The 24,758-nt window shown below is 37.8% G+C and carries 26 protein-coding genes, 1 pseudogene and 1 riboswitch; of the genes and pseudogenes, 22 read left to right on the top strand and 5 right to left on the bottom strand.

Annotated elements, in window-relative coordinates; translation table 11 throughout:
• Nucleotides 1-46: 46 nt before the first annotated feature.
• The 3 genes from ACOZ9X_RS19060 to ACOZ9X_RS19050 form a co-directional block, all read right to left on the bottom strand.
• The gene (locus ACOZ9X_RS19060) at nt 47-493 is read right to left on the bottom strand and encodes a hypothetical protein (RefSeq protein ID WP_423419555.1); all 447 of its coding nucleotides are present in this window, start codon (nt 491-493) and stop codon (nt 47-49) included.
• Entirely contained in the window at nt 465-1,259 is a 795-nt protein-coding gene (locus ACOZ9X_RS19055) for a ParA family protein (RefSeq protein WP_423419554.1), read from the bottom strand. Before ACOZ9X_RS19055 ends, ACOZ9X_RS19060 begins: the two co-directional genes overlap by 29 nt.
• Before the next feature lie 1,231 nt (nt 1,260-2,490).
• Nucleotides 2,491-4,302 (bottom strand): helix-turn-helix domain-containing protein, encoded by a 1,812-nt coding sequence (locus ACOZ9X_RS19050; RefSeq protein ID WP_423419553.1) that lies wholly within the window; start codon nt 4,300-4,302, stop codon nt 2,491-2,493.
• A 433-nt stretch (nt 4,303-4,735) separates the two neighbouring features.
• Between ACOZ9X_RS19050 and ACOZ9X_RS19045 the strand changes: the two genes are divergently transcribed.
• Together ACOZ9X_RS19045 and ACOZ9X_RS19040 are read left to right on the top strand one after the other, a co-directional pair.
• Complete coding sequence (locus ACOZ9X_RS19045; RefSeq protein ID WP_423419552.1) at nt 4,736-5,461, top strand: geobacillin-26 family protein; 726 nt, start codon at nt 4,736-4,738, stop codon at nt 5,459-5,461.
• A gap of 23 nt (nt 5,462-5,484) precedes the next feature.
• A complete protein-coding gene (locus ACOZ9X_RS19040; RefSeq protein ID WP_171005641.1) occupies nt 5,485-5,655 on the top strand; it encodes a hypothetical protein in 171 nt (56 codons plus the stop codon).
• Nucleotides 5,656-5,813: 158 nt separating this feature from the next.
• Here ACOZ9X_RS19040 and ACOZ9X_RS19035 read toward each other — a convergent pair whose 3' ends face one another.
• Nucleotides 5,814-6,767 carry an amidase gene (locus ACOZ9X_RS19035; RefSeq protein WP_423419551.1) on the bottom strand — a complete coding sequence of 318 codons (954 nt, stop codon included), beginning with the start codon at nt 6,765-6,767 and terminating at the stop codon, nt 5,814-5,816.
• A riboswitch (cyclic di-GMP riboswitch) is annotated at nt 6,757-6,840 on the bottom strand. (Overlaps the previous gene by 11 nt.)
• A gap of 283 nt (nt 6,841-7,123) precedes the next feature.
• On the opposite strand from ACOZ9X_RS19035, the gene ACOZ9X_RS19030 reads away from it, so the two are divergent.
• The 11 genes and pseudogenes from ACOZ9X_RS19030 (at nt 7,124) to ACOZ9X_RS18980 (ending at nt 13,428) form a co-directional block, all read left to right on the top strand.
• Nucleotides 7,124-7,588: an NUDIX hydrolase gene (locus ACOZ9X_RS19030; protein ID WP_423419550.1), complete on the top strand. Its 465-nt coding sequence runs from the start codon at nt 7,124-7,126 to the stop codon at nt 7,586-7,588.
• 85 nt (nt 7,589-7,673) lie between these two features.
• A complete protein-coding gene (locus tag ACOZ9X_RS19025; RefSeq protein WP_423419549.1) occupies nt 7,674-7,799 on the top strand; it encodes a hypothetical protein in 126 nt (41 codons plus the stop codon).
• A 583-nt stretch (nt 7,800-8,382) separates the two neighbouring features.
• The gene (locus tag ACOZ9X_RS19020) at nt 8,383-8,835 is read left to right on the top strand and encodes an NUDIX hydrolase (protein WP_423419548.1); all 453 of its coding nucleotides are present in this window, start codon (nt 8,383-8,385) and stop codon (nt 8,833-8,835) included.
• Between the two features lie 139 nt (nt 8,836-8,974).
• Nucleotides 8,975-9,823: pseudogene (locus ACOZ9X_RS19015) on the top strand (alpha/beta fold hydrolase).
• A gap of 205 nt (nt 9,824-10,028) precedes the next feature.
• Nucleotides 10,029-10,562 (top strand): sigma-70 family RNA polymerase sigma factor, encoded by a 534-nt coding sequence (locus ACOZ9X_RS19010; protein ID WP_423419547.1) that lies wholly within the window; start codon nt 10,029-10,031, stop codon nt 10,560-10,562.
• Nucleotides 10,555-11,232, top strand: coding sequence for a DUF4367 domain-containing protein (locus tag ACOZ9X_RS19005; protein ID WP_423419546.1), 678 nt, complete (start codon nt 10,555-10,557; stop codon nt 11,230-11,232). The genes ACOZ9X_RS19010 and ACOZ9X_RS19005 overlap by 8 nt, the downstream gene beginning before the upstream one ends.
• A 31-nt stretch (nt 11,233-11,263) precedes the next feature.
• Nucleotides 11,264-11,467 carry a hypothetical protein gene (locus ACOZ9X_RS19000; RefSeq protein ID WP_423419545.1) on the top strand — a complete coding sequence of 68 codons (204 nt, stop codon included), beginning with the start codon at nt 11,264-11,266 and terminating at the stop codon, nt 11,465-11,467.
• A 49-nt stretch (nt 11,468-11,516) separates the two neighbouring features.
• Nucleotides 11,517-11,903 (top strand): GNAT family N-acetyltransferase, encoded by a 387-nt coding sequence (locus ACOZ9X_RS18995; RefSeq protein ID WP_423419544.1) that lies wholly within the window; start codon nt 11,517-11,519, stop codon nt 11,901-11,903.
• A gap of 29 nt (nt 11,904-11,932) precedes the next feature.
• Nucleotides 11,933-12,442, top strand: coding sequence for a GNAT family N-acetyltransferase (locus tag ACOZ9X_RS18990; RefSeq protein ID WP_423419543.1), 510 nt, complete (start codon nt 11,933-11,935; stop codon nt 12,440-12,442).
• A 28-nt stretch (nt 12,443-12,470) separates the two neighbouring features.
• Entirely contained in the window at nt 12,471-12,848 is a 378-nt protein-coding gene (locus tag ACOZ9X_RS18985; RefSeq protein ID WP_423419542.1) for a YunG family protein, read from the top strand.
• 100 nt (nt 12,849-12,948) lie between these two features.
• Nucleotides 12,949-13,428, top strand: a complete 480-nt coding sequence (locus ACOZ9X_RS18980) for an ankyrin repeat domain-containing protein (RefSeq protein ID WP_423419541.1) — start codon at nt 12,949-12,951, stop codon at nt 13,426-13,428.
• A gap of 244 nt (nt 13,429-13,672) precedes the next feature.
• Here ACOZ9X_RS18980 and ACOZ9X_RS18975 read toward each other — a convergent pair whose 3' ends face one another.
• Nucleotides 13,673-13,903, bottom strand: coding sequence for an ankyrin repeat domain-containing protein (locus tag ACOZ9X_RS18975; RefSeq protein ID WP_423419662.1), 231 nt, complete (start codon nt 13,901-13,903; stop codon nt 13,673-13,675).
• Between the two features lie 1,116 nt (nt 13,904-15,019).
• Here ACOZ9X_RS18975 and ACOZ9X_RS18970 point away from each other — a divergent pair.
• The 9 genes from ACOZ9X_RS18970 to ACOZ9X_RS18930 all read left to right on the top strand — a co-directional run.
• On the top strand, nt 15,020-16,531 hold the full coding sequence (locus ACOZ9X_RS18970) for a primase C-terminal domain-containing protein (protein WP_423419540.1): 1,512 nt from the start codon (nt 15,020-15,022) through the stop codon (nt 16,529-16,531).
• 720 nt (nt 16,532-17,251) lie between these two features.
• Nucleotides 17,252-18,022 (top strand): hypothetical protein, encoded by a 771-nt coding sequence (locus tag ACOZ9X_RS18965; RefSeq protein WP_423419539.1) that lies wholly within the window; start codon nt 17,252-17,254, stop codon nt 18,020-18,022.
• Complete coding sequence (locus ACOZ9X_RS18960) at nt 17,979-19,949, top strand: type IV secretion system DNA-binding domain-containing protein (RefSeq protein ID WP_423419538.1); 1,971 nt, start codon at nt 17,979-17,981, stop codon at nt 19,947-19,949. The genes ACOZ9X_RS18965 and ACOZ9X_RS18960 overlap by 44 nt, the downstream gene beginning before the upstream one ends.
• Nucleotides 19,924-20,904: a conjugal transfer protein gene (locus ACOZ9X_RS18955; RefSeq protein WP_423419537.1), complete on the top strand. Its 981-nt coding sequence runs from the start codon at nt 19,924-19,926 to the stop codon at nt 20,902-20,904. Before ACOZ9X_RS18960 ends, ACOZ9X_RS18955 begins: the two co-directional genes overlap by 26 nt.
• Before the next feature lie 4 nt (nt 20,905-20,908).
• On the top strand, nt 20,909-21,142 hold the full coding sequence (locus ACOZ9X_RS18950) for a TcpD family membrane protein (protein ID WP_066394966.1): 234 nt from the start codon (nt 20,909-20,911) through the stop codon (nt 21,140-21,142).
• Nucleotides 21,139-21,525: a TcpE family conjugal transfer membrane protein gene (locus ACOZ9X_RS18945; protein ID WP_423419536.1), complete on the top strand. Its 387-nt coding sequence runs from the start codon at nt 21,139-21,141 to the stop codon at nt 21,523-21,525. Before ACOZ9X_RS18950 ends, ACOZ9X_RS18945 begins: the two co-directional genes overlap by 4 nt.
• An 11-nt stretch (nt 21,526-21,536) precedes the next feature.
• Nucleotides 21,537-23,975 (top strand): ATP-binding protein, encoded by a 2,439-nt coding sequence (locus ACOZ9X_RS18940; protein ID WP_423419535.1) that lies wholly within the window; start codon nt 21,537-21,539, stop codon nt 23,973-23,975.
• Complete coding sequence (locus tag ACOZ9X_RS18935) at nt 23,975-24,406, top strand: hypothetical protein (RefSeq protein WP_423419534.1); 432 nt, start codon at nt 23,975-23,977, stop codon at nt 24,404-24,406. The genes ACOZ9X_RS18940 and ACOZ9X_RS18935 overlap by 1 nt, the downstream gene beginning before the upstream one ends.
• A gap of 13 nt (nt 24,407-24,419) precedes the next feature.
• A partial coding sequence (locus ACOZ9X_RS18930) for a hypothetical protein (protein WP_423419533.1) occupies nt 24,420-24,758 on the top strand: 339 nt, incomplete at its 3' end.

Raw genomic sequence — 24,758 nt, 5'->3', positions numbered from 1 at the left:
TGATGTTAAGAATGACATATAATATAAAATGTAAAAGAGCCGCTATTTAGCGGCTCTTTTCTATAACTCCGTATTGTTCTAATAAATTGCGAATGGCTTTATTTATTAGTTTTGACTTGTCACCTTTCTCACCACGAGAAGCGATGTTGTCAACTTCTATCGCGAGGTCAGGATCCATGTAGAAGGAAGTGAACACCTTCTTGCGTTTTTGTTTCTTCACTTTGTTACCAGAAGCGAGCATTCTAAGGTAATCATCGTCTTCATCATTGTTGTCTTTGTTATCAATAACAACATTGTCTATGATGTTGTTGTTCTTATCATATGTTTCACTAGCAACTTCATCTTCATTCTTAATGATATCTTCTTCAACCTTATTGATTACATCATTATTCTTATCTTCCTTCTTTTCACCAACAGTGTCATATGAATTAAAAAAAGTTTGAGTGGCATTCGGCTTTTTTATTTTATCCTTGAGGCTGCTCTTGTTTGACACGTTTCTTCAGCTCCTTCACAAATGGGATATAATATTCGAGTGCATTCTTAAGTTCTGGATTCTCATCAAACCCAGTGATGGCTAAGCGGCGAGTGGCTGCTTTTCGTTTGATGATCGTTTTAAAACGAACGCCAGGATAATCTTCATCAACAGATTCTTCCATAATCTCGTTCTCTTTAGCACGCGCATCGATTAGAGAGAATAGAATACCTGCAGTCTCTAGATTCGGATTAAACCGTTCTTTTGCTCCTTCAATGATCTCAAGGAACTTAGGAATCGCATAATACGCAAACATGGACCCATCAAACATGACCACTGCGTAACTTCCTGCTTTTGAGTATGTACTAAGAGGCATTACTGTATGTTCAGATAGAGCTGGCGGTGTATCGATGATGATCCAATCATAGTCTTCCATTACAGGCTCTAAAGCTTTTTGGAGAGCATCTAGGCCAAGACCGTTTTCATACATCATACGTGGTAATGTAGCTAGGAAATCATTTGCTGGGATGAGATCCAGGTTCTCTGAAATCTTAATGATATACTTTCTTGCATCACCATCAAGAATCGCTTCCAATACGGTTCTTTTTTCAAAGACGTTACAGATATCATACTCACTTGTTAGAAAACTAGTTAAGTTTCCTTGTCCATCCATATCTACGGTTAGGACTCTCTCTTTTTTACTGAGAAGGTATGAAGTGATACCACTACTGATAGACTTCGAACAGCCACCTTTACTGATACCGAAAGTAACTATTTTAGCTGTCAAAATTTCCACCTCACTAAATCTAGTATTTGTTACTTATCATTTTACCATCATATTTGTAGTTAACGATAAGGATGTTATCGACAATAACATCTAGTATGTTACAGCATATCTTTATAAGTTGTCGATATTTTCAACATCGTGAACAATAACAATTATAACATATATCATAACTATAAGAATATTAACAACATATATATCATTGTTAACATATATAAAAATGTTGATACATTAACTCGTTATCAAATTTGAGAATGATAACCACTAATAAAAATGGTCATAGGTCTTACTCTAGTTGAGAGAAATAAAGTGTGGGGCTGATTGAGATCTGAGCTCCTATTAAACAGATTATATATGCACGAATATAACATTTTTAAATAGTGACAATAATGTTTACGATGTATATAACCGAATCGTCTGCAATAATATTAAATAATGTCTTAACATATATGTTATTTACATCATATATTTTGTAATTGATATAAAGATAACAATAAGATATAGGGTAATATTAACAACGATAATGAAGTGTGTCTTATTTATACTACATACAACAATAATAGTATTAATAGTCTTTTAGCTGATACATTATAATCAACAGATACAATAAGTTATATGTATAAGGCAAATTAACCTTAATGACATCAATATCAATAATAATAGTCTTATCTATATTAGTAATAACAACATATTACTTATTCTATACAACATCATATATATTATCTGCGACATATGTATTTAAACCTCTATGATATTAACGTTAACATTGTTGATGATAATAATATGTTTATTAGCAATATCTTATAATTTGATGCATACCACATCATATGTTTTAACTATGACATATAAACTTAAATAACAAGAACAATATTTTAAATAATACTGATGATAACAATGTTTTCATTAATAACAACATATAACTCAATATATATATCAACATATATATTAATTATGACATACGCATTAAATATGTATCAAATAAAAATAATAGTTCTTTTGAGTAACATCGTATATATCACTATATATAACAATAACAACATATGTTTAATTGCAAAGCTGTATATGTAGTTGAATATAATATTAATAACACCATATGTAAATTTATTATTATTAGTATTGTTATTAATTTTAACACTAATAACAATTTATATAACGTCGTATATGTCGATATATACAATATAAACAACATATGTTTATATGTAAAAAAGAGCACTCACTACTAAAGTGAGTGCTCTTACTTTGCTGCTTTTTCTTTAAGCCAATTCAGCATCTTTACTTCGTTGTTTTTATTTTGTCGCTTGTTCTCTCGTTTGATGTAACGAGATAGGGTAGTGTGAGCGATACCGATTTCACTCGCAGACTGACGGATGCTCATACCCAATGAATCGATCATCTCTTTGATCGATGTTGGTGTTAGTTTAATCTCTGCTGAAAAATCAAATACTTGTTGTTCGGGTTCATCTCCAACTTCAACCTTGATTGGTGCAACATCGATCGTTGAAGCCGTTTCAGAATGAAGCTTCCACGGTAGGGAAGTTTCTTCTACCTTTGAAACGAGGAGATTATCTTGTGTAAGCTTTTGCATACGAGCGATGATCTGTTCATCTGCATCATGATCGGATGAGATCAAGTTTTTCCTGTTCTCTTTAACGAGTGCATCATGAGGGAGGATGACCACTTTGATCTCAGACCAATAGTTTTTGAACCAGCCCTTTTTACCGACCATCTCTTCGTCGATTTCTTCGGTATAATGCCACGTTTTGATCACATCATCTTTTTGTAGCTCGTCGAGTACGTTCTCAAACTTGTCTCGAATCTGTACGCCATTGTACCGTGTTGAGATATCTAACACTTTTAATATAGTTGATACTTTAAACGGTTGGTTTAGCGATCTTCTCATCGTACGAATCTTCCATTGCAGATTCAAGTACCGAGCTAAACGTTTTTGTTCACGCTGCGTATAGTGACTGTATTGAAAAATTTTCAGATCAAGAAGACCGATAGACCGGTTCGGTCCTTCTAGATATGGTGTGAGAATAGACGTAGGTTTTACTTGAACCGCATAAATTCCTCGAGCTTCACCTGTCTTCTTATCGTATGCCACACGAATCTTACCGATCTCAAACATTCTCTGAAAGTCTTTAAACTTATAAAGCTCGTTATCTTGCATCTCTTCAGCGTTGATCACTTTGACTTTTTGATCACCAAGCGAAACCCAGATCGAAGAGAGAGCAGCCACACGTTTCATGATGTTAAAGCGATCTTCCTCGCGGTAATCCAGCTCTCTTCCGTTTGAACTCCGTTTACGAAGGTTACGAAGGCGAAGAGCGTCGCTGCTATGAAATTCTATGTATCCATCACTATCTTTCGGTGTGACCATCCAAAGGTAGGTGATGAGGTCAAAGAGGTCTGCAGTCATCTCATCTAATGAGCTAAGAGTTGATTCGATCAACTCAAGCCAAATCTCTTGTTGGTCAGACGCAAGCTCACGAACGCCTGTATCATTAGGCCGTAACTCTGCCATACCTCGAACCTGACCCTTGTTGTCTACGATTTCTGTACCCAAGTAACCTGTGTCACCCTCTTTGTATTCCTTCTTCTTTGTTACGATGTCACGCATGAGGTGGAAGTCGATATCCATGCTCGAGTAGATATACTCTCGGTCGAGTGCTTCTTCGATCTTTTCTTCGTTCACGCTGCGTTTGATCTCAATGTTAGGAAACTCTTGCATCAGGTGACCTGCTAGTAATAGCTTGATCGTATCTTTATAGCGATCTACCGCATCGCGAATCATGTGTTTCGTGATATGTTCACCAGAATAGAGTGTTTCAGTATAGAGAAAGTATAGAGCACGAAAACTAGGCCTCATCTTCTCACAAGGAGCTTGCTGACGAGTCTCATTATCTGTCATCTGGTAGGCATCTTGCTGCCAATGCTCTAATACATGTGGACGATCTTCATAGAGTATCTTTGTTTCTTCATAGATAACAGCTTTTAATAGTTTATAGTTTAATATTAAACGATCAGGTATGTTCTCATAATTCATAACAAACACCCTCTCTAATTTTAGAAATAGTTATGTAAAAATGCACCACTACTAACATTATAACAAGCATTCTTAGCTAGAAAGGGTCAATTATGCACCAAAAAAGAGTTTTCAGCAATAAAATGCACCAATTTTACAGGTGTTGAGCGGAACCTGTGTACCAAAAATGCACCACACTAAAGGTTTTATCATAAAAATGCACCATTTGTGCACCACTTCAGCGGAACTTGTGTACCAGGTAGTAAATGTATTTAAGTTTTCACTATATGGTTCGTTCTTACTAATAATAGGTATTTATTACCTTTAATTATAATTAAAGGAATAATTTGGTTTAAATAGGGAAACGGTTAAAAGCTCTGAAATACATAAGAGAGAGTGAGGAGTACATAATAAAGGAACTTCGGAGCATAAAAATAAAGAGGAGAATGTATGAATGAAAAAGTGGATTAGTTCGTTATTAACACTTGCTTTAACTTTTATGATGGCTGTACCAGCATTTGCAGAAACGGGTGCGCAAACTTCCGTTATCAATGGAGAAACCATAACTACTGAAATTATTCAGGATGATGCACAATACCGAATTGTAGAGAGTTCTGATAGTACAGGAACCTATACGACAAAGTTTAATAAAAGTACAAATGAGGTATCTGTCTATAAAGAAGGAGTCCTTCAACAATCTGAAGTGATTACACCAATAGAACCAACTCCGACTCCTGATCCACTAGTTACGAAAGACTCTCCTTCTTATATAACAGGACCTACTGATTCAGCAGCTTATACTGAAAAAGGTACTGATTACTGGTTTGATTTATATTACAAAGTTACATTCTATGAGAATGAAACAGTGGGCTGGAAAATTTCTTTAAGTGATCAAGCGTACCCATATTATAAAGAAACGTCAACAAACAGAGATGACTTAGAAGGGTTTAGAGAGGCTGTTAACACAGCTGAAACGAAAGAAGATACTGTATTAGCTCTAGGTGGTGCAAGCTTAGCTTCCTTATATGCAGGGGTTTTATCTTCAGGCATCACTGGAGGATTAAGTGTTATCGTTGGAGCACTACTAGCAGTAGGTGGTTCATTGACTGCTGCAGTAGCTGGTTTTGAAGCATTTGATGCGAATAGAGATGCAGAATACTATTATTATAGATTAAAATAATTGAAACATGGGAGCTGATAGGAATGACTACGGGCTTACATTTTACACTATTGTACTGTATTGCTATTCTGTTGGTGGTCATTCCTATCATTGCAGCTAGAAAGAATCCAAAAACGAGACCATTTATGTATTTTATTTCAGGTTTGTTTTTTATAGGATTCACAACGTTGTTTATTTTAATAGAAATTAATTAACTTTAGATATCTGAGACTAAAATGCACCATATTGTAGACAGATTCCGACCAATTTGTTTTAACTGCACCAATTATACTTCGAGTCCTGCTAATTTAGTGAGATCATGGACTTAAAAATAGAGCATTCCCCTAATTGGGAAAGGCTCTTATTATGTGATTTAATCAGTTAATTGTTTCCATGAACTATAATGATGAATGGCAAAGCCATCAAAGCTTTTCTCTTTGTAGTAATGGTCATTAACTTTTGTAAGTGTATGGTACATGTCTTGCTGAGTTAAATGACTAAAGGATAGATAAGGTGCATCATCGATTTGATCAGTTTCAATAGCAATAACGACTCTTTTATTCATCTTCTTGGCATATCGGACTTCCGATGCTGTTAGAGCTAGAATCCCGTTTTGTCCGTCAGTGAAATTACGATTAGCCATGATAGAAATACCGTCAGTGTTTCTAATTACCCATTCACTTAAACTACATTTACCAAACCTATTGTTGGAGTAGAAATGTTCATCAAACCAAAATGGTATATCAGCGTATAGGGGTAGCTTTATTTGATTGGCGAATAATTTAGTATTGATTAAAAGGTCTTGATAACGATTAACGATTTCTTCGTGATTGGTATCCCATTCTGTAAGTGTGTATGGTTCAACATCAAGATGTATTCCAGAAAATTTTTCTGAGTTGGAGGCTTTCAATTGATAATTTGCAAGCCAGTTCATAAACTGTTCTGGCCCCTTATGATTAGGTTCAATCCAATCGGGAGCAACATCGAGGGCATGAACACGAACCCCTATTTTAAGGGCATCTTTAATAAATTGCTGGTACTTAGACATCTGGATGTTTGGATCAATCTGTAAGTACAATGTATTTACACCCTTACTTTGCAGAAAGTTTAATATATCTTTTTTATCCGTTACAATCTTGTTTGTATGCCAGAGATAAGTAGCAAACGTCTTATTAGTTTGTAAACGCCTTTTATCTGTAGCATAAATAGGGCTTGCCATTGATATCACCAAAGAAACTATAACAAATAAACATATGAACCCCTTGTTCTTCATACTCGTATCTCCTTTATTAAATGTCCAAAGGATCAAACGAGCCTCTGGCAACATGGCGACCATACACCTTGTGGTTAGGCCCATTGTTTTGCGTCCTTGCTTTTCAACAAGTTTGCCTTTTTCAGATTAGGAAAACCGATTTCCTTTATTATCGGTTATTTATATTTAATATTAATATGAAAATTATGTTCGTATATTAAAGACTAAAAAGATATATATAAACAAAAAAAGTCTATAAGTAATTAATTAACCTTGTTCAACTATCGGGCCAAATTGTTGAATAACCCTTATATTTTTAATTGGACAAATATGGTATTTTATAAATAGAATAGATTAAATTTTCATTAACCGATGTGCATATTAAAGCTACTGTTTTATGGGCGTTTACTAAAAGAAGGAGAATTATTATTATGGCAAAAACGTCTGGTTGTTTTACAATCGTTATCAATAAAGAAAACCATATATTGTTAGCCAAGAGAAAAGATTATCCAATCTGGGATTTACCTGGAGGGGCATTAGAAAAGGAAGAAGCATTAGAAAATTGCGCTATAAGAGAAACGGAAGAGGAAACAGGTTATACTATTTCAATTAAACGAAAAATAGGAGAATATTATCAACCTCAATATGATGACATGCAGCATCTATTCCTAGGGGAAATAATAGGAGGTTCACCAATCAAGGATGGTCCTGAAACAGAAAAGGTGGATTGGTTTAGACCAAATAAGTTACCTATGCTTATGATTCCGAATAGAAGAAAACAAATTAAAAATTACTTGAAACAAAAAGATATAATTTTTAAAGATTCAATAACAGTATCTCATTTAAGAATCTTTTTATATAAAGCGCTTTTAAAGGGATTTAGTAAAATGCTATAAAGTTTTATGTGGTGATTGCAGTTAAGATTACTCAATAAAAAGGCAGTATTGCGGAAGATACTATTTAATGAAAAGAGTGTATTGAATGGGAATGGAATGGTTAACATCTTTTATGGCAGGCACAGCGTTTATATTAGTATTTTATGAAATGGAAAAAAGAAAGAAGTTGGAGAAAAGACTCCAAGACCTAGAGGATAAAAATGAAATATGATATTGAAAAGTGATTATATTAAGTGGAGCAATTTTGTAACACTTTGATTAACAATTGGGTGCGTTGATCCAAGAAGAATTAACGCCTTTATTATGGAACTTATTGAACAAACGAGCAGGATTGTAAAATAATAACTTTATAGTTTAAATGGAATTTTTCAATATTTATGAGGTGTAAATATGAAGAATAAACAAATAGATTGGTACTTTTGGGTCCAGGTACTTCGATGATAGTAATAGTTTTAATTCTTTTTACCCAATCTACAAAATTACCTAGCGGGGAATATATTTTTGCAAGAAATCCTTTTACTTATTTCCTATTAGGATTAATGGTTGTTTGTATGATTCTTTTAATTTTCGGTAAGGTAAAAGAGAGCGTAGGGTTAAGAATTACAGGTAAAACCATTTTCTATACTGCAATTGCCGTACCAATTGTATTTGTTTTGGTATATTTTATTAATACCTAATCTAAATGATCTATTCAATAATCGGGTGCATTTCTTCAAGAAGGAGAAGTGCACTTTTTTATGGAACTTATTGAACAAACGATCAGAATTGTGGAATAAACACTATTGGAGGATGTAATGGGATACATTATGGATTTAAGAAAAGTAGTGGGCAGTCGCCCTCTAATTATGATTGGTGCGTGTGTAATACTTGTAAATAGTAATAATGAATTATTATTACAACTTCGTAAAGACAATAATTGTTGGGGATTAGCTGGTGGTTCTTTGGAGATTGGAGAAACATTAGAACAAGTAGCTAAAAGGGAATTATTTGAAGAGACGGGATTGATCGCAAATAATTTAATTTTATTCAATGTCTTTTCAGGACAAGATTTTTACTATAAATATCCTCACGGCGATGAAGTATATAATGTTGTATCTGCCTTTGTATGTAGGGATTATGAAGGTGTATTGAGAAGAGAAGAAAGTGAAGTTCAGGAATTAAAATTTTTTAAGTTTAATGAACTTCCCCCAAACATTAGTCCACCTGATATACCGATATTAGATGAATATTTTAGAAGTGCTTATTAAGCTAACGGGTGCATTTCTTCAAGAAGAGAAGTGCATCTTTTTTATATATCAACAATTCTATGAACACTAGAGTTTGAGCAGAGGTTTACTTACCAGGAATAGAGAAGTCCTTTGTAAACAGGGAAAAGGGAGAATTGATATGTCTGTATGGGAGACTAAAATTATTGTAACAGAAAGAGGAACATTTGAGGTGTTTACTAAAGGTAAAGGACAACCAGTCTGTATCACCCATCACTATTCAGAATTTAACAATACAGGGGATTATTTTGCAGAGGCATTTACAGATAGTTATAAAGTTTATCTAGTCAACCTTAAGGAAGCAGGGAATTCCTCAAAAACAACCCATCCATATGAGTTAAGTATGTTTGATGCAGTCTACGATCTAGAAGCGCTTAGAGAAGTATTAGGGTATTCATCTTGGATTTATGCGGGACATTCGACTGGAGGAATGATAGGGGTATTGTAGGGGATTCATTTTTCTCCTTCACTAAGTTCATTAATCATTGTTGGATCTGCAGCCAGAAAATACGCAAATTCTTCACCAGAATGTATTTATCATAAAGAACATTCGAAATTTGAACGAATGCAAGAACTGATTGAACGATTAAAGAACCCAAACCTCTCAAATTCTGAAAGATTAAAGGTCTCAAAAGAAAGAACTAAACTTTCATTATTTAAACCGGAAAGATATGATGAGTATTTTTCCCTAAATATTCATAAAAAGATGTCTGGAGTAAGAATGAACTTCTTTATTAGAGAAGAAATGATCTTTGACGTTACTAGGCAATTAAGTAGGATAGCAGCACCTACCTTAATTATTGGTGGACGACATGATGTTCAATGCCCAGTATCCTTTTCAATGGAAATGAATGAACTAATACATGGATCTTCTTTATATACCTTTGAAGAAAGTAATCACTATCCTTTTCTAGAGGAAAAGAGGTCATTTATAAATGCGGTTGATGAATTTATGAAAACTAAGGCATAAGGAATTACTTCTTTATTCCACAATCGGGTGCGTTTCTACAATAAAGAAACGTACCTCTTTTTTATATATGGTCAAGACAGAAGAGTAATTAATAGACTTATTAAAGCTGATTTTATTGTAACCAAGGGTGTTACATAAATAAATTTTTCAATTCGGGAACTTTTTATGATTTATTTTATCTAATTAATGAAAGGGGGAATCGATCTTGTCAACGGAAGATGTTAAATTAGCTATTGATGGAGATACACAAGCATTCTCAAGACTAATAAAAGATTGTGAGGCTACATTATATAGAGTGGCAAAAGGCATTTTAAAGTCAGATCACGAATGTGCAGATGCCATACAAGAAGCTATTTTAAAAGCATTTAAAAGAATTAATACTTTAAAACATCCACAATTTTTTAAAACTTGGCTTGTTAGGATACTGATCAATGAATGTTATTACATTGTTAAACAAAATAAAAAAATCTTCTCTATAGAAAATATTAATGAAATTGCGTACGAAAAAGTTGATTCATTTGATGTAATAGAAATTGATAAAGCCATTAAACAATTAATCTCAGAACAACAAGTTATCATTATCCTTTTTTATTATGAGGAATTTTCAATAAAAGAAATTATGGAAATGCTAAATCTTCGTGAGGGAACTGTAAAATCAAGACTCCATCGTGCAAGACTCCATTTAGCCAAATTATTAAGGTTTCATTTTAGTGAAGAGGAGGGTGAAATGTATGAATAACAATATAGATAATACATTAAGAAAGATAATCGATGAACAAAAGCACATTGAAGTACCACAAATTATTACAAATACAATAGATAATACACTTTCAACATTAGAAAGTAAAAAAATTACCGATAAAAAATTCAATATAGTATTACCCAATTGGATTAAACACTCCATAAGCATAGCTGTTTGTTTAATTCTACTAATTGGCTCTTTGTATTTCATCATTCCTTCTGATGAGGGTAATTTCGCAAAAGTAAACGGAGTGGATCAAAACAAACTCATTAAAAACGAACTTAAAGAAGCACCTTACCAAAACGAGTTAAAAGTAATTACCTATTTACCTTTTGATATAAAAGATGTTCATTCTTTTGTAAGAAAAGTACCCGAAAGCAATGAAACACAAACTGAGATAACGTATTCTGACAAGAATAAAGAGGGGTTTGTTACTCTTAATGTTGTTGATGCGAAAGTAGAAAATGTATCTGAACAATACGACTTAATCGTAATAGAATTAAAGAATGGTTTGAATGGAAATTATTTAGATAACGGGACCGTACAGATTCTATCTTGGCAAGACGGTTCTCTAGCTTACAAGATTATCGCAGCTAAAGATATTAAAGATCAAGATTTAAAATATTCTAAAGAAGAAATGCTGAAAATAGCGAATAGCTTAAAGTAATATAAATTTGTAATATAAAGGAGCTGGAAAAATGAAAGGATTATTGATTATTATCGGAGTAATTGCAGTTTATTTCATAATCAGGATTTTCATTGGTTCTAAAAAAAGTGAATTCTATGGGGATTCTATTAAAAAATCAGATTTGAAAAATGATTCTTATGAAAAAGGTATGAATTCAATAAATTCTTCAAAAAATCATTTTGGTGGACCTCCTGGTGGAGGGAATTCAAATTAAGTTTTTATAAAATTAGAACTGATTTAGTATTTAGTTATTCAACTATCGGGTGCATTTCTTCAAGAAGGAGAAATGCTTTTTTTATAGAAAATTAATAAAGATTAATCAAAAGAATCTTGTAACACCAGACAAATCGGATAATCCTTTATTTTTACAATTGGAGATGAGATGGGGATATGAATGGTGGAATAAGGGGTATGGAACAGAAGCATTGAGGGCTATTGTGGAATTCGGCTTCCGACATATGAACATTCACAAAATCACCGCAGCACATAACACTGACAACCCGGCTTCTGGAAAAGTGATGGCCAAAGTAGGAATGGAGCAAGAAGGAACAATAAGACATATGATTCGCAATGCCAAAGGTCAATATAAAGATTGTGCAATATATGGAATTATTCATGAAGATTATTTTAAAAAAACACAAACTAAATAACATACTAATAAATTATTCTTGGGGTGATGATGTTGATTTATGATATTCAATTAGAACAAGTGGAGTCCATTAAAAATAATATTAATGAGCTGTCTGAACTTTTATTGCAAGTAGTAGAGGACGGTGCATCAATCGGCTTTTTACCAGGAATGCAACAAGAAGATGCAAACATCTATTGGACAAATGTAATAAGTCCAGAAGTTCACTTGTTTGTCGCAAAAATTGGGGATGAAATAGCGGGCACTGTACAACTACACCTCTGTACTAAACAAAATGGCAATCATAGAGTTGAGATTGCCAAACTTATGACACACCCAAAACATAGGCGAAAGGGTATAGGCCGTTGTTTAATGAAATTTGCAGAAGAACGAGCGCGTAAAGAGGGAAAGACGTTAATTGTTCTCGACACTCGCGAAGGTGACCCTTCAAACCTTCTATATTCTTCGCTTAACTACTATCAAGCTGGAAAGATCCCTTTTTACGCTAAATCTCCAAACGGTGAATTGGAATCTACTGTTTTTTATTATAAAACAATATAAGGAAAATATTATTATGAGAGACTCTTCAATGTTAGGAATAGAATTTATCCTTAAGGCATTACAGAACTCTTGGTCGATAAACTCAAGTTCTAAATGGAGTAAGGAAAACCCCGCAATGGGACAATGTGGTGTCACAGCTTTAGTAGTGCACGATCAAGTAGGTGGAGAAATACTGAAAACCAAGCTTGCTGATGGTTGGCATTTTTATAACTTTATAGATGGGAAGCGCTTTGACTTAACCGCTTCACAATTTCAAGAAGAAATTCTGTACATAGATGTTCCCTCTTCGAGAGATGAAGCATTTTCGGATACTAATGAAAAGCAATATACCTATTTAAAAAATACCGTTGCAAAGCATATTTACGATCAGAACAAAAAATGGTTCCGTTTTAGAAGTTTTACTTAGAATACTTTAACAAATTATAGTTTAAACTCCTTCCACAAGGTAGTGCTAAAGAAAGTAACGGACAGAATAATTGTTATTAGTTTGAAAGGAAGCCAATAATTTGCCTACTGATAAAGCTGATATTTTTACAATAGCGAGATTTGGGGATATTTCTTTGTTTAAGAAAAAATTTACCTTAGAGAAAATCAATGAAAAAGATGAATTTGGGATTGGCCTTTTACATCATTCTATTGCTGGTAAAAACTTTGATATTGCTTTGTTTCTTATTGAAAACAGAATTAATCTAAATATGACAGATGAAGATGGTAATACACCTTTACATTTAATTGCGGAACATCCTAATTTGGATGTAGCGAAAGATATCCTGTATAGAGGTGGAGATATTACTTTTAGAAATAAATATGGTAATACACCTTTATGGACAGCCGTAGTAAATTGTAAAGGCCGTTACTATGATTTAATTGAACTGTTTATGAAATATAATCCTGATACAAAATCAAAGAACAAAGCTGGAAAAACCCCAATAGACTTTGCAAAACAGGTAGCAAACAAAAGGTTAATATCGATGTTAGAGAAATAAATTTTAAGCAAAAACCGCTAGGGAAATCCCATAGCGGTTTTTTATCCATTTTATTTTAATCGGTATTCCCTTTCATAATCTTCGATATATTTTAAGTAGCGGTTAGATTTATACATTTCTTGAATGGGTAGACTAGCTCTAGAAACAAAAGTGGATGCACCATACTTTAGCAAATATGAGATAATAGTATTGTTCCCCTTGTTAAGAGCAATTTTAAAAGCAGATTTTTTGTTTACCCCGAGTGTCATTGGATTAATACCAGAAGACTGGCTAATTGATCATATCCTCTATATTTGGCTACTACATATGCAGTAAAACCATATTTATTAATAATATTAACCTTTGCTTTCCGTTCTAACAGCGCTATTACAATTTCTATATTCCCATTATAAGCTGCATTCATAATTGAAGTGGAATTCAACCCATTCTTAATATTTACATTAGGCTTATCTTTTTGTAGGATGTCTAATGCAATCTCGGTTTCATTCTCGTATACTGATTATAGAAATCATTATCAATCTGAGCTAGTTTTTTATAAGCGTATACAACATAAACGACGAGTAATATAGCAATCATTATCATAATTACATAAAAACTAACGATATCCCATCCTATATTGTCTAGTAAAGACGTAACTTGATTCGAATACTCTTTATATAAAGCTATTATGATTAAAAACATAAAACCTATTGCAAACCGTTTTAAAACCTTATTAACATAATTAAAGCCAAATAATGCTATCGCAATGATTAAGCTTAGTAGAACTTCACTACTCACTTCTGATGATCCCTTCTGTTAAAGCTCTTTAAGGTTATATAGGTCTATTCTTCGTTTTAATTTATTTTCTTTTAAATCTCTATTAAAGTAGATTAATTTTGCGCTAAATTGAGATAATTAATAATGACATTATAAGTGGTGCAAAACTATGCACCACTTTCTTCTTTTTAGTACACACAGTCCGCTCACTGGTGCGTTTTACACCACTTATGCACCATCTTACTACTATATGAGCGGAACCTGTGTATCAAAACGAACCATAAAATGCACCACTTGCACCACTGAAATCTAATTTACAGCGGAACTTGTGTAGCATAAGAACATATGAAAACAGTGGTTTTACAGGATAATCTATCCAATTGTTAACGACGTTTTAACGAAACCTGACGAAATCTAGCGAAGTGTGTGCGATAAAAATGCACCACTGACGCAATCATTTTGAGCGGAACTTGTGTAGTAGTCCTTTACTAAAAGAGAGAATAACCCTTTATGCAGTAGGGTTTGCGGCGTTTTATCATAAAGTACACAGAGTTCGCTGGAGTGGTGCATTTTACGTGTAATGGTGCAAAACCGAAGCGGAACGTGCATGATAAAAAAATAGAACTACTTTTTTTGTCCCTTGAGCCACATGGTCTCAAGGGGCTTTTTGTGTTTGGTGCATTTTCCTTAGAGAACACCCTTTTTCAAGATGCAACTTCGTTATACTTTCTCCAACAAACGGAAACATCCCGTTTAGAAGAGGAAGAGCTGTGTCAAAAACAGGCTCTTTCTATCGGAGAAGCATAAAAATTCGGAGTGAAAGAGGGTGTCAGTGGTGCAAAACGTGAACAAAAAACAAGATTCCGTTGTTTCTATACCTGATATTCTATCATTCATGACTCATGACAGCCTCATGCTCTATAAGAAAAAAGGAACTTCTGCACCACTTCGAAACGTGGTGCGTTTTACAAAAGCTGAAAAAAATGCACCACATAAACGTGGCGTCGTGTTCGTCTCGTCTTCAAAAGAAGATCTTACAGAAGGAAAAGGACTTGTCGTTACGTCTTATGAGACACTACAAGAGAAGTATCGTAACCTCTCACACTGGACACCAAACACGTTTCGCGGTGGCTCGTATTATGACTTTAAGAACCGCATCATCAAAGGACACGAGCGGGAGAATCTCAAGCAGATCAACGTGATCTCTCTTGATATTGATACGAAGAGTGCAGATCTATACGCTCTTTATATCGGATGCGAAGAGTTAGGGTTACCGCGGCCAAACTTGCTGCTTGCGACACCTCGTGGATACCAGGTGTTCTTTGTGTTGTCATCACCTTTTTACATCACGAACCGAGAACATTATAAGAGTCTACGAATTGCAGAAAGACTGTCCAACAACATCCGCCGTGCCTTAAAAAATTATGCACCAGTCGATACGAACTGTGTGCCTTTTGGGTTTTACCGGATACCCAAAGAAGAGAACGTCCTTGATTTCTACGCAACACCCGCTGATACAGCGTCACTCATCAAGTGGTCTGTCGACTATGAAAAGCGAAACATGTTCACTGTGATCTATTCGAACCAAACAAAAGAAGACGATATCACACGCTCCGATTGGTACCGAGCACTCATCACAGCTAAACGAATCGACTCTGGCTACCACGGATCAAGCCGTAACAACGCACTCATGACGCTTGCTCTTGCAAACTATCAGAGCGGGAGAGAACTAGAAGACGCATATGATGAACTCGATCAGTTCAACTCTAACATGGTACAGCCACTCAGTAAGCAAGAATTCGAACGTACGTTAAAAAGCGCGTACTCTGGTAAATATAAAGGGGTGAAGCGTTCGTATGTGGAGAGTCTCCTTGAACTCTGGACGGATGGACAAGCTCAGTTCGTAGGACGAGAAGGATGGTATAAGTTTAAGAAACCACGCGAAGAACGAACACGCTCACACTATGACGAACGAGAAAGTGACCTACTTACGGTACTAAAAGAAAAAACAACAGGTGTGAATCCTTATCTAGAAGGTTCACTACGCATGCTCGCAGAAACATGTGGCATGGCACTATCTACGTTAAAAGAAGTGTTAAAGAAGTCGAAACAGATCATCAAGCAGACGATCGGTCGCGGGAGAAACGCGGTGACAAAGATCGCTTCAAAATCTGTTCTATTTCAACACTTGATCGAGACGCGACAACAGAGAACACCGAAAGCGCAGCTGGCGTTTATCGACCTGTTACCAAACCGTGATAAAGCTTTCATCAGGATTAACCAGAACGACCGAATAACGGTTCCATTTCTAATTAATGAGTCTCCACCACGAAGTCGGTCGAGTTGACATTAAATGAGCCAGTGTGCCAATACATATCAAAATTCTCCTGTTTGCTCTCTTAGGATTTTAAGGGTTATAGCAGAATAATGGAGAAAGAGGGAGTCGTTTAGGTGGTAGAGGAGAATGGTTCTGGTACGTGAAATTATAGTAATCTGTAGTAAGAAAATATTATTGTAAGAAAATTCTGATAGTAGTTTAGATATATTTTCCAGTCTTTCTATTGCCAAACGTGCGTTCTTTAGTGTAACCTGCAGGCAACTAGATCAGATTTCATCGAGGCCATAATCGAGAATGTAGCTGACTTAGCGTTATTTCACGGTGTATTATGGGTTCGATTCTAAGTAAGAATGCAGTGATACAAGGAGATTCCGGCATTTCTCTTTTTTCTCGTCCCGCATCCAAGACCTCATACCCACAACGTACATGTGACTATGAGGTCTTGGACGACTCGTTAAAAAGAGAAGCCGGAATAAGAGAGTAAGAGAATTAAAGGATAAGAGGTTGAGTGTGGGAGGAGGGAAGAAAGTTAGGGAAAAATAATAATAAGGTCAAAAGAGTTAAGTTCAATTGATAAAGATCAAAAGCAAAAACCAGCAATTCAATTTCAAGAAAGTGCATATAAGTTCAAGTGCAAAAAGTGATTCAAAATGTGTTTTCAAGGATGTTAAGAATTCTGAGGAGCTGATCTAGTGGACAACCATTTTCTTTAGGTAAGGGTGGTGGAACGTGTTATACAAGTACAGTACGTTACAACCAAAAGATGTGGAGTATCTGACGTTTATCTTAAGAAACGGCATCGTGACGCATAAACAAGTGATGTTAAAGTTTCAAGAGAACCATGTGAACCAAGCGTATCGAAGACTTCAGAAGCTAACGAACCAGGGCTATCTTGTGAACAAACGGATCGCATCCAGACTCGGTGTGTATTACGCGACGACAGAGGCCCGGCAGCAAGTGGAAGCAGAAGTGACGGTACCGAAATCCGTGAGTCTGAACACCGCGCAGCATACGCTTCTTTTAACTGATCTTTTGTTGTTCTATGAGTATCAGTTCAAACAGAAGGGGATACCGTTCTCGTATAATACGGAACGTGAACTGCGGTACAGGATAGTCGGACAAGGGTCGAACCAAGAGAAGCTACGGAACTATAACAACCGGCGAGACCGGATACCAGACGCCCTCTTTTTTGTGAAACGAAGTGATGATTCAGTGAACCGAATCTGGATCGAACTCGAACTCACGAAGAAAGAGAACAAAAGGTATCGAGATAAGTTTAGAATGTTTGAAAGAGTGTTAAGCGAAGGTGAATACGACAACGTGTTCTATTTCACGCATACCGGTCACATCAAGAACACGATCAACCGGATGAGCAGCGACCTTACGAACGGCCACCGGATTCTAGTGAAAGACATCCCAGATGCGATCCTAAACGACAAGTGGGAGGAGGTGACGAATGTTGGAACCTCTGATGGAGAGTCAGGAACGACCGCAAAGTGAAACCGATCGACTTCTCGGCGACCTTGTGCTCTATCTCTGTGTGGGTGTTTTGATTCTGTTTTTCATCGTACCAGCCGTAACAGGGTTATTACCGTTTTTTCTACTTTATACGGTCAAACGAGATCTCTACGCTTATCTTAGTCTATCAATCGGATGTATTATCTTACTCGTGTTATACATCTCTGGAACAATATTCAGTTACCTCGGCGTATTATCAAGCATGAACGTACCGTTCGTGACCGATCTCGTTGAACAGTTGTTTAACCACAACAAAGCGTTTCCGGTTTCATCTTCTAGTTATCTGAGCGTAGTCGCACTTTCTTTGATCTTTGGGTTTATGTATTACATCTATGCTACTTACTTCTTCAAAAGAAGGATCACGACGAAGTCTGAAGAGGTGAAGCGAAGAAAAGACGAAGGACGCTACAAACGTTTTCGGGTCAAACGAGTGAATTTTCTCTCTCAGAAGCAACTTCAGTATCGAAATCAAGAAAAATCAGCACCCTTCATCGGGTATACCGACACCGGAGAACACCTGGAACTAAAACCTCATGAGATGAACTATCACATGCTCGCGACAGGCGGTACGGGGACCGGTAAGACGACCCTCATCGCTTCGATCATGGAGAGCGCGTTAAAACAGAACAAACCCGTCATCTTCTTTGACGGTAAGGGCGAACGTAAATCGATGCTCGAGTTCAAAGCATTAGCCGAAGCCTATGGAAAAGAGGTATATCTCTTTTCTGAATCCGACCACCACACCTACAATCCGATAAAGAACGGTACACCGACCGAAACGAGAGACAAACTCATGTCACTCTTCTCTTTTTCAACAGAAGGAGACGGTGCGTATTATACGGATATCGCCTCACGCTACCTACAGCTCATCATAAAGCTCATCGACGAGTCGAGCGAGACTCGCGATCTACACACCATCACGAAACTCACCAATTTGAGTCAGACTAAAAGATTGTTTCAAAAAGAAACAAGAGAAGAAGAGATCTCGGAGGAATTCGAAACAACGATCGAAGTGGAAGCTCCACAAGACGATCTGGACGACTTCACAGGAACGCCAAAATCAAAAGAGACAAAAGTGTTCAAACAAACAAGAAACGTAACAGTCTCGGTACTGAGTGAGAAGTTACAAGCTATAAAAAATACGCTTGATGAAGAATTTCCGAGCGAGATTGTCGAGGGGTGCCTCACACGGCTACGCATGCAGCTCGGTGAACTGATCGAGAGCGACCTCGGGTCTCTGTTCACGGAGAAAGAGGATGGCATCGATCTTCGGAAGATCACAGAAAACAACAACGTGGTCATCTTCTCGATCTCAGGCAGCCGTTATGCCGATTATATCAAGCGGATTGGTAAGCTCGTGATTCTAGACGTGAACTCCCTCGTCGCTCACCGACAAGAAAAGGGTCGACAAGCGATATTTGCGGTATATGACGAGTTTAGTGCATATGGTGACCGTCGGATGGTCGATATCGTGAACAAATCACGTTCAGCCGGGTTCGAATGCATCATCTCTACCCAAACGTTATCCGACATCGATTGTGTGAATCCTGTGATGACCGAACAGATCATATCGAACTGTAACATCATCGCAACGGGTCGCGTGAACTCCGCAAAAGATGCAGAGAGGATCGCTGAAGTATTCGGTACGTATCAAGACCAAGAAGTGACACAACAGGTAGAGCGAAAGAACAACCGACTAAGACAGGAAGCAGATATGGGGACCGTTCGGGATGTAGAACGGTTCAAAGCGAACCCCCGTGAGATCAAGAATCTACAGATCGGAGAGATCTTCATCAACCGAAAGATGGTAGAAGAAGGACTCGGTGACACCTATTTTAGGCGTGTGTACGTGAGAAACGCGCTAGATCTAGGAGGACTATCAAATGAAAAACGTATTCTCTTTCCTTAAACGTAAAAAAGAAAGAAAAGTGCCGTCGGCACGAGTGAACTCTAGAAGTGTGGTGAGCTTTCTCTTTTGGATGGGCGTTCTCGCAGTACTCTTCATCACCACACAGTCGTATCTTCGTACCGCGTTTTTGAACGAAAAAGTGAACGGCTATCAGAATTCTACACAGAAAGAGCTAGATAGAATGGTGGATGAAGGTTTCGTCACGTCACCTGCGGGTGACGCGTATACGGAAGAATTTCTAAAGTCATTCATTAACATCCCACTCACAGAAGAAAATCGAAAGAAACGAAGTGAGGATCTTCATACCTATCTCGCAGAAGGGCTCACACTAGCTGACATCGAGAACAACACTACCTTTAAAGGAGAAAGAAAACTAAGAAGCATTTCTCTTCATGAAAGGAGAGGAAAGGGTGAAAACGCTTACTACACGTACAATGTTTCATATGAAACACTCAAAGCGCTACCTGAAGCTAAGAAGGGAGAAAAGAAACCAATTGCCACACCCCTTACTAAAGAAGTGATGATTACGGTCCCGGTTGCGACAGATGGTCAAAACTTTAACGTGATCGAGCAGCCTTATTTTTCAAACGTACCAAGTGAAACGAGACTCTCTGCCGTAAAAAACTCTGAAGATGACAGCAAGAGAAACTTAAAGAAAGAAGATGAACTAAAACGTTTTGCGACTCAGTTTTTCACCTCTTACACCGAGAACACGGTGAGTGAGATGAGTTACCTCATGGAGAGTCCAGAGTCACTGAAAGATCTGTATCAGTATAGGGGTGTAGAGAACTTCAAGGTCTATGACAAAGAAAGTAACACGTATCTCATCAAGACGTTCGTCCTCTTAGAAGACGGGGAGACAGGAATCGTGACGAAGCAGCCGTTCTCGATCCTTGTCGAGAAAAAACAAGACAAGTTCTATGTGAAAAAACTACTTCATTCGATAGGAGGGTAAAACCATGTTACCAGATCTTACTGGACTGACTGATTATGTGTCGACGCAAGTGGCAGCGGTACTCTTCATCATCATGATCGTGATGATCGTTCGCGCGTTTATCTCACAACGATGGGGCCAGTTCTTCTCAAGCTTCATCTTCGCGGTGGTCTGTTATGTGATCGTCGCAAACCCGGGTGAGTTTGAAGGCATCGCTAAAGCCTTATGGGACGGTGTGAAGAACGGAGGACTCTCATGAGGCGGAGTTATAGTTACCGAAAGATGTGGCGTTATCCGATCAAAGTGTACAGTCTTGGAAAAGGAGATCGAGGACTCGTCTTCTCAAAAGGCATAGAGATTCGCCAGATCGTGGTCGCCCTTCTTCTGCTTGCTATCCTGTTGTTGTTTCGAAACACGCTGAGTTCTCTACTTCCTTCTTCTCTTACGCTCGCGTTCTACACGGTCGTTCCTTGGATGACGTCAGGGCTTCTCTGCCGAGCGAGGTTGGACGGAAAACGGTTGGACCGTTTTCTAACAGGACTGTTTCGGTACACGATCCACAAGAAAGAGAGCTATTGTAGCGGAAGAAGAGTGGATACGAATTACACCGATTCTATACGTTACGAACCTTATAAAAGTTGAGGTGATAGGTTGTGCTGCAGTTTCCAATCCACAGAATAGAGAACAATCTGGTGATCACAAAGAGTGAGAACATCTGGAGTTATTATCGCGTGTTCGAGAACACGGTAGGTATTAACGAGCAAGAAGCCTTAGAAAACTTGGTGTACCGTTTAGAAAAGCTCGCGTGGCAGCTGTCAGGATTTCTTGAGATCGATTATAAGATCCTTCCTGTACCTGTTGATATTGAAGCGCGTATTGCTAAACTTCAGAAACAGTACGAGGGAAAATACGCTACAGTCGGTTCTTATTACAGTGAACGCTTACGAGACATTCTGATCGAAGAAGCGAAAGATACGGTCGAGTACAAGTTCTTTATCGGCATCAAGTTAGAACGTAACGAGAACGAACGTGACAACATCATCCAAACGACGCTCTCGTCTTTAAAAGGACTGAACCGTTACGTGCAGCGTCTCTCCGGTTATAACGGAATCGATGGTGAGCTACTGAATCAGTATAAAGAGAGTGAAGAGAATGCGTTCTCGACTCTTTCGTCTTATCTACCAGCAAAGAGAGCGAAAAAAGAGGAACTTCACTACCTTCTTCGTCACTTCTTCACCCGTGGGATGAGAAACGAAAGAGAAGATGACGAATCGATAACGTCTCTAACAGAAGGAATCCTTCATCAGTCCCATGCCGGTTTCATCCGGATTCAGCAGTTAGAGGATGAGAGTTATTGTGCGTTTCTACCCGTGACGGAGTTTCCGGTCGATATGAACGGACGCGCGTGGTCGTATTTCTTTCAAGAGCTCGGGTTTCCGGTCGAAGTGCATATCAGGACGCATTATAAAGAGAAAAAGGACGACTACAGCGAGACAAACAAGATCAAAAGACGCTTTCGTGATCAAGACTCACAACTGTTACAAGCGAACGAAGATGAAGACTCTCTCATCAACTCTGGACGAACGCTTCTTCATGAGTTAGAGAACGACATCAAGAACCAAGGGAAGCCGCTTCTTCGCACGTACACGCACTTCGTCGTATGGGGGATGACGAAAAGTGAGTGCCGAAGTCGGGTGACCCGTCTTAAACGAGCGTTTAAAGATCGAGGGGTAGAGGTGTTGCAGCCGCTCGCGGATCAACTGCTTCTCTTTCATCAATCGATACCTGGTGCGGACTTAGTCGCACCTGATTGGGAACAGATCCTAACGCCTGAATCGTTCAGCGATTCGCTCTTCTCGCTCACACGGAAAGTTGGGAACACGGTCGGTTTCTATCTTGGTAAAGACATCACGAGTCCCGGAGAGACGGTCGAGAACTCACCCTTTTTAGTCTTTTATCATCCGTTTCTAGGACAGCTCGGGTTAAAAGGGTCTAAATACTCGTCACCTCATGTGACGATCTCAGGCCCAACAGGGATGGGGAAATCGTTTCTACTAAAAGACATCTTGTTAAACGCCATCTTCTTTGGCGCGAAGATCCTGATGACGGATCCCAAAAATGAAGTGGAAAAGAAGTTTAAAGCGACGATTGGAGAGGAAACTTCACCGTTCGCCGATCTTATCCAAAGCTTCAACTATATTACGTTTTCTAGTGATAAGCGGGACGCTGGGAAACTCGACCCGCTCACCTTTTTGGAAGGTGAAGAAGCGCATGATACAGCGGTCGCGATACTCGAATATCTCGCAGAACTTCAGAGTCAGGAGCGAAACATCAAGACCGCGATCTATAAAGGAGTACGTCACGTGTTAACAACAGAGAGGAAGCCTGGACTATTAAAGGTCGTCAAATACCTTCAGTCATCTGAAGATAAAGAAGTACAGAACGTGGGTGACCTGTTATATGAAGTGGGAACGAACGGTGTTGCGAAACTCATGTTCTCAAATGGAGACGTATCTGGGATCTCGTTAAAAGAACAAGTGAACATCTTGCAGATTCAAAATCTAACACTTCCAGAAGACGGAGAGAAACCCGCTACTCGTGATGAACATATCGCGGTTTCACTCATGATCCCGCTCGCAAAGTTCGCGACAAAGTTCGCTCGAGACGATTCACAGACGAAGATCACGATCTTTGAAGAAGCGTGGATGTTAACGAACACCGGCCAAGGGCATAAACTCATCAAAGAGATGCTTCGAACGGGTCGTTCTTTACGCTCTGCCGTCTACATCGTCACACAATCAACGGTCGACTATAACCGGGCTGATGTGAAAGAAGGAATTGGAACTAAGTTTTCGTTCAAAGCGAAGACGATCGAAGAAGCAGGGAACATCATCGAGTTTTTAGGCATCGAAGACAACAAAGAGAACCGAGAGCTGTTAAAGAACTTAAGTGAAGGACAGTGTGTGATGGAAGACATCTATGGCCGTACCGCAAAAATACAGATCGATGTACCGTACAACGAATGGAAAGATGCGTTCAACACAAAAGAAGAAGACAAAGGAAGACGGGAAACAGAGGAGGCCTTCATCTGATGAAAAAAACGTATCTCGTACTACCACTATCTCTTCTCCTATTAGGAGGCTGCAGCGGAACAGAACCCGAAGACATCGCTAAAGTGGCTTACGATTGGGAAAAAGCCTATTTTGATAGTGACTATAACCAACAACAAAAACTGGTTTATGAAAAAGGGTCGTATGAGGTTGATAAAACAGCAAAGCAAAAAGATTCGGGATTAAAGTATGGAGATATTAAATACGAAATCTATCCTACCAACGAATCTGATCAATATTATGTGTTGACGACATTTCGCAATCCTAATGGTGAGAATACGGTTGAAAATGAACTTCTCATTCGTGAAAAAGAGGAAGAGTGGAAGATCGATGTAGATAAGAGTATGAAGATCGACCGTGAAGAAATAAAGGATAAGTACGAGTTAGAAACGTGTATTCATTGTAAAGATTAAGGGAGGGGTTATCATGCACCACTTTAAAAGAATCTTAATCGCCTTTGTATTTTTGTTTCTTTTTCTACCAAGCAGTACGAACGCCAACGACCCCTCACCGACGGTAGAGAAGAAGATCGAGAAGATCGGAAGGATCGAATTAGAACAGAGTCATTACCCGCTCGATCATTATAAGTTAGAAGCAGATATCGACGATGGCATTAAAGCAACAGGAGACCGCGCGCTTCACTCCATCAATGCGGGATTGTGGAGTTTTAACAAGGTGATCTCCTCGTTCACATTATATGCGGTTAACCAGCTTATGAGTTTTGACCTCATCTCACTCATGGTAAAGAGTGCGGGTGAGATGAGT

The organism is Fictibacillus nanhaiensis (assembly GCF_049537595.1).
GTDB classification, from domain to species: Bacteria; Bacillota; Bacilli; order Bacillales; family Fictibacillaceae; genus Fictibacillus; species Fictibacillus nanhaiensis_F.
Note: the sequence above shows the minus strand (reverse complement) of the source record. Positions and strands in the feature narration are given on the sequence as shown.

What these genes read in the sequence shown, in the direction of transcription:
- ACOZ9X_RS19005 (WP_423419546.1), top strand. Translation starts at nt 10,555, where the DNA reads ATGAATAACAATATAGATAATACATTAAGAAAGATAATCGATGAACAA.
- ACOZ9X_RS18990 (WP_423419543.1), top strand. Translation starts at nt 11,933, where the DNA reads ATGTTGATTTATGATATTCAATTAGAACAAGTGGAGTCCATTAAAAAT.
- ACOZ9X_RS19035 (WP_423419551.1), bottom strand. Translation starts at nt 6,767, where the DNA reads ATGTTGCCAGAGGCTCGTTTGATCCTTTGGACATTTAATAAAGGAGAT.
- ACOZ9X_RS18950 (WP_066394966.1), top strand. Translation starts at nt 20,909, where the DNA reads ATGTTACCAGATCTTACTGGACTGACTGATTATGTGTCGACGCAAGTG.
- ACOZ9X_RS18985 (WP_423419542.1), top strand. Translation starts at nt 12,471, where the DNA reads ATGTTAGGAATAGAATTTATCCTTAAGGCATTACAGAACTCTTGGTCG.
- ACOZ9X_RS18945 (WP_423419536.1), top strand. Translation starts at nt 21,139, where the DNA reads ATGAGGCGGAGTTATAGTTACCGAAAGATGTGGCGTTATCCGATCAAA.
- ACOZ9X_RS19045 (WP_423419552.1), top strand. Translation starts at nt 4,736, where the DNA reads ATGAAAAAGTGGATTAGTTCGTTATTAACACTTGCTTTAACTTTTATG.
- ACOZ9X_RS18955 (WP_423419537.1), top strand. Translation starts at nt 19,924, where the DNA reads ATGAAAAACGTATTCTCTTTCCTTAAACGTAAAAAAGAAAGAAAAGTG.
- ACOZ9X_RS19020 (WP_423419548.1), top strand. Translation starts at nt 8,383, where the DNA reads ATGGGATACATTATGGATTTAAGAAAAGTAGTGGGCAGTCGCCCTCTA.
- ACOZ9X_RS19000 (WP_423419545.1), top strand. Translation starts at nt 11,264, where the DNA reads ATGAAAGGATTATTGATTATTATCGGAGTAATTGCAGTTTATTTCATA.
- ACOZ9X_RS19040 (WP_171005641.1), top strand. Translation starts at nt 5,485, where the DNA reads ATGACTACGGGCTTACATTTTACACTATTGTACTGTATTGCTATTCTG.
- ACOZ9X_RS18935 (WP_423419534.1), top strand. Translation starts at nt 23,975, where the DNA reads ATGAAAAAAACGTATCTCGTACTACCACTATCTCTTCTCCTATTAGGA.
- ACOZ9X_RS19030 (WP_423419550.1), top strand. Translation starts at nt 7,124, where the DNA reads ATGGCAAAAACGTCTGGTTGTTTTACAATCGTTATCAATAAAGAAAAC.
- ACOZ9X_RS19050 (WP_423419553.1), bottom strand. Translation starts at nt 4,302, where the DNA reads ATGAATTATGAGAACATACCTGATCGTTTAATATTAAACTATAAACTA.
- ACOZ9X_RS18960 (WP_423419538.1), top strand. Translation starts at nt 17,979, where the DNA reads ATGTTGGAACCTCTGATGGAGAGTCAGGAACGACCGCAAAGTGAAACC.
- ACOZ9X_RS19025 (WP_423419549.1), top strand. Translation starts at nt 7,674, where the DNA reads ATGGGAATGGAATGGTTAACATCTTTTATGGCAGGCACAGCGTTTATA.